Here is a 12,507-nt window from a genome sequence, read left to right on the forward strand (position 1 = left end):
GCCGTGGGCGCGACGGCGAGCTGGGCCACCGGGGTGGCCAGCTCCTCGACGTCGAACAGCCAGGCCGGGACCTGCGCCTCACCCCGGCTCGTGCGGACCGGCACGGCGCCGAGGGTGACCCCGGTGACGGTGAGCGACAGGCAGGCGGTCTGCGTCGAGCTGGTGGTCCAACCGTCTGGGCCGGGCTCGACGGTGGGGCCGCCGGGGGTGGGCAGGCCGGGCCGCTTGGGTCGTCCCGGGCACGGCAACGGGTCACCCTGGTCGAGCTGGCGGTACGCCTCGGCGGCGCTGACCAACGGCAGCGTCAGCCGCCCGTCCGGGAACCGGATCTCGCCGCCGACCCTTGTGGGGTACATCGGAACCTGCGCCCGATACCAGCCGGCCCGGAACGCCGCCTCGGTGTCAGGTGTGAAGCCTGGTTCACCCGTGAGCACTGTCGGCCCCTCCAGCGGCACGTACCCCGTGCGCCACGCCGTTCCGGGCTGCCACGCCTCGGCGACCTGGGCCGCCCTCTGGTCGAAGGCCTCCGCGGGTCGCGCCGGGTCGCTCGGCCGGCCGGCCCTGCCGGCATCGGTCGCGGCACAGCCCGCCACGAGAAGCAACGGGAGTACGAGCAGCAGAGCCGGTCGACGCATGAACGGTTCGACGCGGCCACCGACGACCCGGTTCCCCGGCACGGGTTCAGGTTTCGCCACCCAGATCCGTCTGGTACGCCTCCCAGAGCAGGTCGGAGCCGCGTCGCCGATGCCGGGCCAGCTTCCGCAGCAGGTGCCCGGCTCGATGCCGTAGCTCGTCCGGGTGCACCTCGGTCTGCTCGGCGATCCGCTGGACCGCGAGGAGCGCGGCCACGATCGCTGCGTGCTCCCGGGTCAGCAACCGCACTCCGTGCTCCAGCCGGGGCGACTGGGTGAGCAGCTCCCGGTAGAGGCCTGCTGGCCCCTCGGTGACCCGGACGTGCTCGGCGAAGCCCTGCCGCACCGGACGCAGCCGCAGCAGGATCTCCTCCCGCCAGCGCGGCTCGGTGGTGACGACGGCGACGGCCCGGCCGAACGCGTGCACGTCTCCGGCGAGCCCGGCCGGGCGCGGCTCACCCGGTAGTCCGACGGGATGTGGATCGACGGGATGCGCGGCACGCGGACGGGCGACGAGTGACGGCTGCTGGACCGGACCGGTGACCATGGCACCTCCCGCGCGAAAGCTGCTATCCGATAACGCGATGGTGCGGCTGACCGGAGGGCCCTGTCCAGGGCCGTCAACCGGCTCATCTGCCCCGTTCGCCCCAGGAGCCCCACCTGCACCAGCGGTCACTGGTCACGGGGCCGGGGGGTGGCCTAGCGGGGGTGCGCCGCCAGGCGGTTCAGGTGGTCGGCGACGGCGTGCGCGGCGTCGTCGCGCCCGTCGGCCGGTCGGCCGGTCGTGATCGCGTCCGCCAACGCGCGCAGCTCGGACGGGGGCAGGGTGTCCAGACCCATGCCGCGCAGGGGGATGACGACCCGCGGCGCGCCCGACCGGTCGACGGCGACGACGGCGGAGCGCAGCCGCTGCCCGTCCACCGGGGCATCGTCCCCGCGAAGCGGCACCCCGTCGGCGTCGATTCGGGCGGTGGCGAGGTCGACGGAACGGGTACGGAACGCGCCCCGGACCCGTACCCGGCTGCCGTCCAGCCAGGCGGCGGTGCGGAGCACCCGCAGCACGAGGTAGACGCCGAGCAGGACGAACGGCAGACCGCACAGCCCGACCACCGGGACGGAACTGGACTGGTCCGCGCCACCGGTGGGTTCCCTCAGCCCGGGCGGCAGCATTCCCGGCGGCAGGTCGCGGGCCTCCTCATAGGAGGCGAAGGCGTCCCCCGGGCCGGTCAGCCGCCGCAGCAGCCCGCCGGCGAGCAGGGGCAGCGCCACGAACGCCATGCCGAGGGTCGCGACGAAGACGCCGGACAGCACCGCCACGGTGCGCTGGGCGGGTGACGCGCCTACCGACAGGCGCAGCTCCTGGTGGGTCACAGCAGGCAGCGTAAGACCCCCGACACGACGAAGCGCCCCGGCTGGTGGGCCGGGGCGCTTCGCTCGAGGTGGTGGAGGTGCCGGGAATCGAACCCGGGTCCTTCGCCGGTTTGTCAGGGCTTCTCCGAGCGCAGCTCGCTGTGCCTCTACTCGGCCCCACCGCTCACGCGAGCAAGTTGGTGTGACGGGCCCAGTCGCTGATTGATCTCGCCGCACGGACCCCGCGACCGGGTCCGATTGGCCAGCCTTCTAGCTGATGCCGGCTACTGGGACGAAGGCGTTCCCAGACCGACAGACTTAGCTACTCGCCTCAGGCGGCGAGAGCGAAGTCAGCGCGAGTGTTATCGGCGCTTATAAGTTTCCGACGATCGATTCTCGAGACGACGTCGGCTTCCTCGGCTCGCTTCCCCTGTCGCTGCGTACGAAGTCGAAACCAGTCACCCCCTCGACAGGCCACCGATGTGGCGGCACTGACAAGACTAACGCCTGCCGCAACAGCTTTCATCCCGAGCCCTGGGCCGGCGCGCCGACCCGGACAAACAGGATGAATCAGTCGTCCATGCCCTTGCCGCGTCGACCGGACACCCGGGCGATCTCCCGGTCCGCGTCCCGCTTGGCGAGGTCCTGACGCTTGTCGTACGCCTTCTTGCCCTTGGCCAGGGCGATCTCGACCTTGGCCCAGCCGTCGGAGAAGTAGACCTGCAACGGGACGATAGTCAGACCACCCTCGCGGGTCTTGCCGACGAGCTTGTCGATCTCACCCCGGTTGAGCAGCAGCTTGCGCGTACGCCGGGGCTCGTGGTTGGTCCAGGTCCCCTGGGTGTACTCCGGGATGTGCATGGCGTGCAGGTACAACTCGCCGTCGCGCTCCTGGGCGAAGGCGTCGACAAGCGACGCGCGACCGGCCCGCAGCGACTTGACCTCGGTGCCGGTCAGCGCCATGCCCGCCTCGTAGGTGTCGAGGATCGCGTAGTCGTGGCGCGCCTTCTTGTTGGAGGCGACCACCTTGCGCCCCTTTTCCCGTGGCATCGGTGCCACCCCCTCTCCGGCGTCCGTGGCCGAGCTCACCCCGGCCGGACAACCGATCATGCTACCCGAATGACAAGGACCCTCCCGCGCCGTTTATTTCCGGCTGCGGGAGGGTCCTCGGGAGACGACGGGACGACCCGTACGGTGCCTAGACCCGCAGGTAGAAGCGCAGAGTGATCCACGCGGTGCCCGCGCTGACCAGACCACCGACGCCGGCCATCAGCGGGAAGATGAACAGGATGTCGCCCCAGCTGATCGGCGAGAGCAGACCCTGCAACGCGCTCAACGAGCCGTCGAAGAGCAGATACTTCGCCGCGATCAGGGCGACCAGACCGAGCAGCGAGCCGATCAGGCCGGCCACCACGGCCTCCAGCACGAACGGCGCCTGGATGAACCAGTTGGACGCGCCGACGAGCTTCATGACCGCGACCTCACGCCGCTTGCTGTACGCGGCCACCTGAATGGTGTTCGCGACGAGCAGCAGGGCGGCGATCGCCATCACGATGGCGGCGGCCAGAGCGATGTTCTGGATCGACGTGAGGATGTTGAAGATCTTGTCGAGCAGCTTGCTCTGGTCGACGATCTCGTCGACGCCCCCGGTCTCCTTGTACTGGTCGTAGATGTTCTTGTACTGCTCCGGGTTGTTCAACGTGATCCGGAAGGACTCCGGCAGCTGGTCCGGCTTGACCGCGTTCACCAGGTCCGGAGCGTCCTGGTACATCGTCTTGAAGCGCTCGTACGCCTGGGCCTTGTCGACGTAGATGACCTCCTTCACCAGGGGGTCACCGTCGAGCTTGGTCCGCAGATCGGTGCGCTCCTGCTCACTCACCTCCTGGTTCAGGAAGATCGCGACCTGGATGTTCTTGAAGTAGAGGTCCTTCATGTCGTCGACCTGGCGGTACATGAGACCGCTGGCGCCGAGCATGGTCAGCGAGACCGCCATCGTGATGATCATCGCGATGGACATGGTCACGTTGCGCCACAGTCCGACCAGTACCTCGGACAGGACGTATTTCACGCGCATCGGGATTTCCTCCGGGTCTCCGGCATGAGGTGTTCGTCGTCAGGCTGGGCAAGGGTGGAGCGTCGGCTCACCCGTAGACGCCGCGGGCCTGGTCACGCACGATGCGACCGCTCTCGATCTCGACGACGCGGCGGCGCATCTGGTTCACGATGTTGGAGTCGTGGGTGACCATCACGACGGTCGTGCCGGTGCGGTTGATCCGGTCCAGCAGACGCATGATCTCGATCGAGGTGTCCGGGTCCAGGTTTCCGGTGGGCTCGTCCGCCAGCAGGATCAGCGGACGGTTCACGAACGCCCGGGCGACCGCGACCCGCTGCTGCTCACCACCGGAGAGCTCGTGCGGGTAACGGTGCTCCTTGCCACCGAGCCCGACCAGCTCCAGAACCTCCGGCACGACCCGGCGGGCAACCGCCTTGGTCTTGCCGATCACCTCGAGGGCGAACGCCACGTTCTCGTAGGCGGTGCGGTTCGGCAGCAGCCGGAAGTCCTGGAAGACACAGCCGATCGAGCGCCGGAAGTGGGGTCGCTTCCAGGAACGCATCGACGTGACGTCCTTGCCGTTGACGACGACGCGTCCCTTGTTGGGGGCCACCTCGTGCAGCAGCATCTTGATGATCGTGGACTTGCCGGAGCCGGATGGACCGATGAAGAAGACGAACTCGCCCTTCTCGATCGAGACGGACACGTTGTCGAGCGAAGGCCGGGACGCCTTCGGGTACGTCTTCGTCACTTGCTCAAGCTGAATCACGGGTCGTGAGTCTACGCGGTGTAACAACTGAGCCAAGCCCCACGCCCCGCCGATCCGTCGCGAGTCGCCGAATCAGGCCCCCACCTGGAGATCGATGACGCGCTGCGCCTACGCGCGGTTACGCACCGTCGTCGGCGAGTTGCCGCTGCTTGCGCCAACGGATGCCCGCCTCGATGAAACCGTCCAACTCACCGTCGAAAACGGCGCTCGGATTGCCGGTCTCCTGCTCGGTTCGGAGATCCTTCACCATCTGATACGGGTGCAGGACGTAGGAGCGCATCTGGTCGCCCCAGGAGCCGGCGGCGTTCTCCTTGAGACCTTCGAGCTTGGCCTGCTCCTCCTGGCGCTTGCGCTCCAGCAGCCGGGCCTGCAACACCCGCAGCGCGGAGGCCTTGTTCTGCAGCTGCGACTTCTCGTTCTGGCAGGTCACCACGATGCCGGTCGGGATGTGGGTCAGCCGCACCGCCGAGTCGGTGGTGTTGACGCTCTGCCCACCGGGGCCGGAGGAACGGTAGACGTCGACGCGTACCTCGTTCTCCGGGATGTCGATGTGGTCGGTCTGCTCGGTGACCGGCAGGACCTCGACGCCCGCGAAACTGGTCTGCCGGCGGCCCTGGTTGTCGAACGGGCTGATCCGGACCAGGCGGTGGGTGCCCGACTCGACGCTGAGCGTGCCGAAGGCGTACGGCACCTTCACCGCGAAGGTGGCCGACTTCAGGCCCGCCTCCTCGGCGTACGAGGTCTCGTAGACCTCGGTCGGGTAACCGTGCCGCTCAGCCCAGCGCAGGTACATCCGCAGCAGCATCTCGGCGAAGTCCGCGGCGTCCACGCCACCAGCGCCGGCCCGGATGGCGACCAGCGCCTCCCGGGAGTCGTACTCGCCGGAGAGCAGGGTGCGGACCTCCATCTCCTGGATGGCCTTGGTCAACCCGGTGATCTCCGACTCGACCTCGGTCAGCACGCCCGGGTCGGACTCGGCCTCGGCGAGCTCCAGCAGCACCTGGGCGTCGTCGAGACCGGAGCGGAGGCTGCCCAGCTTGCTGATCTCGCCGTTGACGTACGACAGCTGCGAGGTCACCTGCTGAGCCTTGGCCTGGTCGTCCCAGAGATCGGGGGCGGAGGCCTCCTGCTCGAGGCGGGCCTTGTCCTCGTGGAGCCGGTCGATGTTGAGGACGGCCTCGATGTTTCGCAGGGTCGCGTCGAGTTCCTTGAGCTGTTCGGCGTAATCGGCAGCGGTCACGACAGACAAGCGTACTGTGCCGTGGGCAGCTCAGCTCGTTGCGGATGCGCGAACCCGCCGATCATCACCCGACGGGGGCGGACTTCAACCACGACAGGGCGGCCCGGTGGTAGGCGACGGCGAACTCCAGCGCGCTGGCGTCGTACGTCTCGCCGTCCCGTTTGGCGTTCTTGACCTGTTCCCGGACCTGGGCGAGGGCCTCGGTGTGGTACTCGTTGGCCGAGGCGTACAGGCCCTTCAACTGGCTCGCCGAGTGCAGGTTGCCGAAGGCCATCCGCAGCGCGATCGGGTTGCGGATGGTGTCCCGCCCCGGGTTCTCCGCGAGCCAGCGGGAGAACGTCCGTTTCCCACTGGCCGTCAGTGCGTACGGCTGGCTCATCCGCGGCCCCGGCTTACCGAGACGCACGTAACCCCGCTCGGCCAGCACCGGCAACTCGCGGTAGACCTGACTGCGGGTCATCGACCAGTACGGCGCCAGTCGGCGCTCAGCGGCGGCCATCAACTGACCGCCTGTCATCGGGCCCTCGTGGAGGAGGCCGAGCAGGGCCGCCGCCGTAGGGTTGACTCCGGATTCCGCCATGCCCACTACGCTGCCACTTTGCGCACCCGGCGTCCAGGATTTGCCAGTTTGCCACCCAACAGGACTTCCTAAGTGCACTGTCGGCGGCAGACTGTCCGTTGAGGACTATCGATGGGTTGCGGCAGGTCGTCCGACCGCCGGCAGCGCCGCGCGCCGCCGGCGGTCGTCGCCGGTCAGCCCATGTGGGGGTACGTGTGGTCGGTCGGCGGCACGAAGGTCTCCTTGATCGTCCGCGGCGACAACCAACGGACCAGGTTCAACCAGGAGCCCGCCTTGTCGTTGGTGCCACTGGCCCGGGCACCACCGAAGGGCTGCTGCCCGACCACCGCGCCGGTCGGCTTGTCGTTGATGTAGAAGTTGCCGGCCGCGTACCGCATGCGCTCGGCGACCGCGTCCACCACCCGGCGGTCGTTGGCGAACACCGAGCCGGTCAACGCGTACGGGGCGATCGACTCGGCCTGCGCGACCACGTCGTCGAAGCGGGCGTCGTCGAACACGTGCACGCCCAGGATCGGCCCGAAGTACTCGGTGGTGAAGGTCTCGTGGGCGGCGTCGGAGCACTCGAACAGCGTCGGCCGGACGAAGTAGCCGACCAAGTCGTCCGCCGTGCCACCGGCCAGCACCCGGCAGGAGTCGTCACCGTTGATCAGATCCAGCGCCGCGGTGTGCCGGGCGAACGCCTTGTCGTCGATCACCGCGCCGCCGAAGTTGCCGAAGTCGGCCACGTCGCCGTAGGTCAACGAGTCGGTGGTGGCGGCCAGCCGGTCGCGCAGCCCACCCTCCCAGATCGAGCGTGGCACGTACGCCCGCGAGGCCGCCGAGCACTTCTGACCCTGGTACTCGTACGCGCCGCGGATCAGAGCGGTGTGCAGGGCGTCCACGTCGGCGCTGGTGTGCGCGACCACGAAGTCCTTGCCGCCGGTCTCGCCGACGAGGCGCGGGTAGCCCCGGTAACGGGAGATGTTGTCGCCGACGGTCCGCCACAACTGTTGGAAGACCTTGGTGGAACCGGTGAAGTGGATGCCGGCCAGATCCGGGTCGGCCAGCACGACGTCGGAGACCTCCTCGCCTCGGCCGGTGACCATGTTGATCACGCCGGGCGGCAGGCCGGCGGCCTCGAACAGCCGCATCGTGAAGTGCGCGGCGAACTGCTGGGTCGGGCCCGGCTTCCAGACCACGGTGTTGCCCAGCAGAGCGGGCGCCGACGGCAGGTTGCCGGCGATGGCGGTGAAGTTGAACGGGGTGACCGCGTAGACGAAGCCCTCCAGCGGGCGGTGGTCGAAGCGGTTCCAGACGCCGGGCGAGGACGCCGGCTGCTCCTCGAGCAGGCGACGCGCGAAGTGCACGTTGAACCGCAGGAAGTCGATGAACTCACACGCCGAGTCGATCTCCGCCTGGATCGCGGTCTTCGACTGGCCCAGCATCGTGGCGGCGTTGAGGGTGTCGCGCCAGGGGCCGGCGAGCAGCTCGGCGGCGCGCAGGAAGATCGCGGCGCGCTCCTCGAAGGGCAGCGCCCGCCACATCGGAGCGGCCTCCTTGGCCGCCTTGATCGCGGCGCTGGCGTCGTCGTGGGTCGCGTGACCCGTCACGCCCAGCACATGCGCGTGCTTGTGCGGCTGCACCACGTCGATCGAGTCACCGGCAGCCATCCGCTGCTCGCCACCGATGGTCATCGGCAGGTCGATGCGCTCGGCGGCGAGCTCGGTCAGCCGCCGCTGGAGCCGGTCCCGGTCGGGGCTGCCCGGCTCGTAGTTGCGAACCGGCTCGTTGCGCGGCTCGGGAACGGAGAACACGGCATCCATCAAGGCTCCTGGCGATCTCGACAGCAGTGGCGAAACCGGACCCGCAGGCGCCGACCGGACGGTCGGACACCGGACGCCACCCGGGGGGCCGAGCAGCGGCGGGACCTCCCGTGATTCTCCCATGGAGAGCTGCGTGCCCCACCTCCGCCACCGCCTTCGGCCAAGGACCGGCGCACCCCTTCTCCCCTTACCGACCGGACTCGATCCAGCGACCCGACCCTGGGCCGGCCGGCCGCTCGGCGCGTACCCCCCTTCCGGTCCTCCCGGGGCGGCGGGCGACCCAGCGGGCCCGCGTACCCTGAATGGTCGGTGACCTGCCGCCTCGAAGGGGAGACGATGACCAAGCAGCCCGGCCGCGTCCCAGCCGCGGAGTCGGACGACCCGGCTGCCGACGCCGCCAGCCCTCGCAGCGGGCCGCTGCCCGCGCCCGGCGCGGCGGTCCTCGCGCTCCTGGCGCTCGCCTGGCTGACCGCCATGCTCTGGTCCACGCGGGAGGCCATCACCTCGGCGGCGGCCGGGGTCACTGCGATCAGCCTCTCCGCGTTCGCCCTGCCCGGCGTGATCTCGGCCGCGCTGGTGGCCGGGGCGGCCGTCGCGCTGGCGGCGGCCAACCTGCTGTCCCGTCGGTACGGCGACTGGGCCACGCTGCGCTTCACCGGGGCGATCGGCGGCGGCATGCTCGTCGGTCTGGGCGCCGCGCTGGCGATCAACCTCACCTACTTCGACACCTCGACCACCAACGTGATCGCCGGCACCACGGCGGCCGCCGCGATCATCGGCGGTGCCGTGGCCGCTGCGCGGACCGCCCCGGCGGTTGGCGCGGTGGTGGCCGCCGCGCTGGGCACGCTCCTCTTCGTGGTCGCGTTCAGCCAGGCCCGGGACCCGCTGTTCGACCTCTTCGGGGCCGGCGACAGCCAAGAGTCAGTGGTCGACGCGGCCAAGTGGGTGTCCCGCACCGAGTCGCTCGTCGCCGGACTGCTCGCCGGACTGCTCGCCTACGGCTACCTGACCTGGTCGCGACGCCGAGCCCTCCGCCGCGACCCCGAGGCTCCGGCACTGCGCTGGCCGGCGTACCTGCTCGCCGGCGCCGGGCCAGGGTTGTTCCTGCTGCTCGCCGAGGTGATCATCCGGGTCGGTGGCCGATCGCTGCTCGATCTGGCCAGCGCGCTCAGCGAGGCGGACGCGGTGGCGCAGACGTCGCTGGGCACCTCACGGGTGGACAACGGCATCTGGGTGCTCTTCGTCGGGGCGCTGACCGCGCTCATCGCGTTCGGCCGCACGCTCGGCCCCTCGCACAGCGACGACGACGAACCGGTCGAGAGCCAGCGGCCCGTCACGGACTCGGTCGGCGCGGACCGGGTCACCGCCGAGACGGACGAGCCGGACCCGGCCGAGGCGTTCGACAGGCTCGACACGGACCCGGCCAAGGCCGACCCGGCCCGCTGACGTCGGTCGGCGTCCGGCTCCGCGCGGGTCGGGGTGGCACTTCCCGGCGCCCTTTCGCGGCGTCCGGCTCCGCCGGTTGCAGTCCCGGCGCACCGTTCGCGGCGTCCGGCTTGCCGCGGGCCGGTCGCACCTCAGGGCGCCGTTGCGGTCTCCGGCTCAGCTTGCCGCGCGCAGCAGCTGGTCCAGCTCCGTCACGTCGTACCACTCCAGCTCGTGGTCCTCAGCGCCGTCGACGGCGAACTGGGCATCGGGGTCGCCGGCTGCCGCCTCAGCCACAACGTCAGCCGCCGCGGTGACGTCCTCGACCGCGTCCGCTCCATCCACGTGGATGGCCGCGATGGCGCCGACCGGCACGGCGTCAGACAACGTCACAGTGCTGGAACCCAGCTCACCGTCGCCCCGCCCGACCGCGCCCGCCGGCAGGTCGGCCGAGACGACGACACGGCGACGGGGAGCGTTCGGGTCGGCCCGGAGCAGGTGCAGTGCGTCCTGGGCAGCCCGGGTGAACGCGACGTACTCCAACTCCTCCTCGTCGCCCTCGGCGTACCACTCGCGCAGCGCCGGGGTCACGGCATGCGCCTCGTCGGCGGCCAGGCCCTCGGCACGCAACCGGGTCAGCATCGGTACGGTCGCCGGCACGTACACCCGGACAAGCTCGTCGGTCACCGGTCGTCTCCCCGCTTCGTCCACCGCCGGCGGCCGCCGGCACGGGCGCAGATCATGCCGCACGCCGTGACCGTCATACACCCCGCCTCCGGCCGGTGGAAGTTTCCGGCCGGTGTGTCCTCGCGCGGTCCGACCTACCGCCGGGAGCCGGGTGCTGGGCGGCGAGGGCCATCGGTGGCAAACTGAGTCAAACGTCATCAACCCCGGGAGTTCCTGTGGAGCCGAGGTTCCTGCTGCTCTCCGACGTCGCCGCCGAGCTGAACGTGTCGGACTCGCAGGTCTACCACATGGTGCGCAGCGGCGAACTGCCCGCGATCAAGATCGGCGGACGCGGCCAGTGGCGCGTCGAGCGTGCGCGGCTGGAGGACTACATCGCGCGCAAATACCACGAAACCGCAGAATGGGTGCAAAGCAACCCGCTGATCGACCGCGACCCCGAGTAGCCGCACCCCGGTCCTGCCAGACGAGCAGCACGACGGCTGATCATTCCCGGCGCCTGGCCCAGCTCACCCTCCCCGCCTGCCCTTGCCTCCCGCCCCTCTCCCGCCCCCTCATCAGGCGTCCCGGCGCGGTCGGGCCGGCCAAATGGGACATATACCTCCAGTCGGAGTGCATTCCTCGGCTTCGCGGCCGTCACGACGTTTGATCCACTCCACTTCGCCGAAGTTGGGGTGTCCGGGTCGCAGGGATACCGCAACTTCGGCGAACTCGAGTGGATCACGCTTCGCCAGCCGGCCAACTCACTCTTGAGGCATTGACCGGGGCCGCTTCGTCGTCCAGTATTGGATTAGTCGAAGGCAAACGTAAGTAAACGCAAGATCAAGGGGGCATGATGAGCGAGGCGCGACCCGGCCCCTCCCGGCCACCCGTGCGGCTGCGCCCCGTCCCACCCGTCGATCCCCCGTACGCCGACGAGACCGACGGGTCGTACTGGCCGGCGCCCACCCACGGGCAGCTCGCCCTCGACCTGTTCGCCTCGACACGGCCGGACCCGGTCCGACCTCCCGAACGCCGGGCTGCCCTCCGCCCGGTGCCCACTCGGCCCACCACTCACCCAGCCGCGTCGCTCCCCGGAGCGACCGCCCCAGAGTCCGCCCGAGCCGCGCACCGTTTCGTCGGCACCTGCCTGGAAGTGATCAACGGCTACCGGTCACCGGCACAGGTGCGCGCGTTGCTCGACCCGCCCCGAGCGGCTGACCTCCTGGCCGAGTTGGCCCGCGCATCCGCGCGAACCGGGGCACCTCGCCGCCGGGCATCCCGACCGGCGGTCCGACTACTACGCCTCCGTGTTTGCGAGCCCCGGGAAACGGCCGTGGAAGCAGCAGCCGTCCTCACCGGCGCAGCCGGCCGGAGCTGGGCGATGGCACTCCGCCTGGAACATCGTCGGGGCCGCTGGCTCTGCACCGCCCTGCACGTCCTCTGACAAACGCGCCCGAGCCAAGGCCGGGCCGACCGGGGCAGGGCCAGCGTGGGCCAGACCCGACCAGGGCCAAGCCCGTGCCGCCAGATCGCCCCACTTCAGGTCGAGCCGTGCCGGCCGGGCTCGATCGACTCGGGTTCCTGGAAGTCGGGCCATCAACCTGCCGACGACACCCCGACTTCCTGGAAACCGAGTTGATCATCGGGAGCGCGAGCCGCGAGCCGCGGACGGCGAGCTGCGGCGCCGCAGGCGGCGGACGGCGAGCCGCGGGCCGGAGGCGGCGGGCGGGGTCTGCAGGAGAAGGGCCGTGGACGACGAACGGGTCCCGGCCATCAGGCCGGGACCCGTTCGTCAGGTGCTGTTGGTCAGTTGCCGCCGTTGGGGGCACCGTGGCAGCGCTTGTACTTGCGGCCCGAGCCACACGGGCACGGCGCGTTGCGGGACGGACCGTTGCTCGCGTCCGCTTGAACGCCACCGGGCTGCGAAACACCACGTTGTCGGCCAGGGCCGCCTCAAGGGCATCGGGGTCGCGTGCTTCCACCGCCGCAC

General features: G+C 70.2%; 13 protein-coding genes, 1 other RNA gene and 1 pseudogene. 3 read left to right on the plus strand and 12 right to left on the minus strand.

Going from position 1 to position 12,507, the window contains the following annotated elements; all coding sequences use genetic code 11:
* From ACWCO3_RS22400 to pruA, 10 genes are all read right to left on the minus strand, one after another.
* Positions 1 to 635: hypothetical protein (locus ACWCO3_RS22400; RefSeq protein WP_450011829.1), on the minus strand; the 635-nt coding region annotated here is incomplete at its 3' end.
* Positions 636 to 681: 46 nt separating this feature from the next.
* Positions 682 to 1,179 carry a hypothetical protein gene (locus ACWCO3_RS22405; protein WP_145786436.1) on the minus strand — a complete coding sequence of 166 codons (498 nt, stop codon included), beginning with the start codon at positions 1,177 to 1,179 and terminating at the stop codon, positions 682 to 684.
* Positions 1,180 to 1,331: 152 nt separating this feature from the next.
* Entirely contained in the window at positions 1,332 to 2,003 is a 672-nt protein-coding gene (locus tag ACWCO3_RS22410; RefSeq protein WP_145786435.1) for a hypothetical protein, read from the minus strand.
* Between the two features lie 69 nt (positions 2,004 to 2,072).
* Positions 2,073 to 2,448: a transfer-messenger RNA gene (gene ssrA, locus ACWCO3_RS22415) on the minus strand.
* A gap of 104 nt (positions 2,449 to 2,552) precedes the next feature.
* Positions 2,553 to 3,032, minus strand: coding sequence for an SsrA-binding protein SmpB (smpB, locus tag ACWCO3_RS22420; RefSeq protein WP_145786434.1), 480 nt, complete (start codon positions 3,030 to 3,032; stop codon positions 2,553 to 2,555).
* 148 nt (positions 3,033 to 3,180) lie between these two features.
* Entirely contained in the window at positions 3,181 to 4,056 is an 876-nt protein-coding gene (gene ftsX / locus ACWCO3_RS22425) for a permease-like cell division protein FtsX (RefSeq protein ID WP_145786433.1), read from the minus strand.
* Positions 4,057 to 4,123: 67 nt separating this feature from the next.
* On the minus strand, positions 4,124 to 4,804 hold the full coding sequence (gene ftsE / locus ACWCO3_RS22430; protein ID WP_030331491.1) for a cell division ATP-binding protein FtsE: 681 nt from the start codon (positions 4,802 to 4,804) through the stop codon (positions 4,124 to 4,126).
* Positions 4,805 to 4,922: 118 nt separating this feature from the next.
* On the minus strand, positions 4,923 to 6,044 hold the full coding sequence (gene prfB / locus ACWCO3_RS22435) for a peptide chain release factor 2 (RefSeq protein ID WP_145786432.1): 1,122 nt from the start codon (positions 6,042 to 6,044) through the stop codon (positions 4,923 to 4,925).
* Between the two features lie 64 nt (positions 6,045 to 6,108).
* Positions 6,109 to 6,624: a PadR family transcriptional regulator gene (locus ACWCO3_RS22440; RefSeq protein ID WP_145786431.1), complete on the minus strand. Its 516-nt coding sequence runs from the start codon at positions 6,622 to 6,624 to the stop codon at positions 6,109 to 6,111.
* 173 nt (positions 6,625 to 6,797) lie between these two features.
* Positions 6,798 to 8,426 (minus strand): L-glutamate gamma-semialdehyde dehydrogenase, encoded by a 1,629-nt coding sequence (pruA, locus tag ACWCO3_RS22445; protein WP_450011824.1) that lies wholly within the window; start codon positions 8,424 to 8,426, stop codon positions 6,798 to 6,800.
* A 336-nt stretch (positions 8,427 to 8,762) separates the two neighbouring features.
* Between pruA and ACWCO3_RS22450 the strand changes: the two genes are divergently transcribed.
* The gene (locus ACWCO3_RS22450) at positions 8,763 to 9,872 is read left to right on the plus strand and encodes a hypothetical protein (RefSeq protein WP_145786429.1); all 1,110 of its coding nucleotides are present in this window, start codon (positions 8,763 to 8,765) and stop codon (positions 9,870 to 9,872) included.
* 156 nt (positions 9,873 to 10,028) lie between these two features.
* Here the strand turns inward: ACWCO3_RS22450 and ACWCO3_RS22455 are convergent, their stop codons facing one another.
* On the minus strand, positions 10,029 to 10,538 hold the full coding sequence (locus ACWCO3_RS22455) for a DUF6912 family protein (RefSeq protein WP_145786428.1): 510 nt from the start codon (positions 10,536 to 10,538) through the stop codon (positions 10,029 to 10,031).
* A 215-nt stretch (positions 10,539 to 10,753) separates the two neighbouring features.
* On the opposite strand from ACWCO3_RS22455, the gene ACWCO3_RS22460 reads away from it, so the two are divergent.
* Positions 10,754 to 10,981 carry a helix-turn-helix domain-containing protein gene (locus ACWCO3_RS22460; RefSeq protein ID WP_088986222.1) on the plus strand — a complete coding sequence of 76 codons (228 nt, stop codon included), beginning with the start codon at positions 10,754 to 10,756 and terminating at the stop codon, positions 10,979 to 10,981.
* 386 nt (positions 10,982 to 11,367) lie between these two features.
* Positions 11,368 to 11,961, plus strand: a complete 594-nt coding sequence (locus ACWCO3_RS22465) for an Rv3235 family protein (RefSeq protein WP_450011827.1) — start codon at positions 11,368 to 11,370, stop codon at positions 11,959 to 11,961.
* Positions 11,962 to 12,323: 362 nt separating this feature from the next.
* Here ACWCO3_RS22465 and ACWCO3_RS22470 read toward each other — a convergent pair.
* Positions 12,324 to 12,425: pseudogene (locus ACWCO3_RS22470) on the minus strand (SEC-C metal-binding domain-containing protein); the annotation flags it as partial.
* Positions 12,426 to 12,507: the final 82 nt, after the last annotated feature.

The sequence above is a fragment of the Micromonospora sp. NPDC002411 genome, from assembly GCF_053592955.1.

Coding starts and splice junctions, on each gene's coding strand:
- ACWCO3_RS22405 (WP_145786436.1), bottom strand. CDS start 1,179: ATGGTCACCGGTCCGGTCCAGCAGCCGTCACTCGTCGCCCGTCCGCGT.
- smpB (WP_145786434.1), bottom strand. CDS start 3,032: ATGCCACGGGAAAAGGGGCGCAAGGTGGTCGCCTCCAACAAGAAGGCG.
- ftsX (WP_145786433.1), bottom strand. CDS start 4,056: ATGCGCGTGAAATACGTCCTGTCCGAGGTACTGGTCGGACTGTGGCGC.
- ACWCO3_RS22440 (WP_145786431.1), bottom strand. CDS start 6,624: ATGGCGGAATCCGGAGTCAACCCTACGGCGGCGGCCCTGCTCGGCCTC.
- pruA (WP_450011824.1), bottom strand. CDS start 8,426: ATGGATGCCGTGTTCTCCGTTCCCGAGCCGCGCAACGAGCCGGTTCGC.
- ACWCO3_RS22450 (WP_145786429.1), top strand. CDS start 8,763: ATGACCAAGCAGCCCGGCCGCGTCCCAGCCGCGGAGTCGGACGACCCG.
- ACWCO3_RS22465 (WP_450011827.1), top strand. CDS start 11,368: ATGATGAGCGAGGCGCGACCCGGCCCCTCCCGGCCACCCGTGCGGCTG.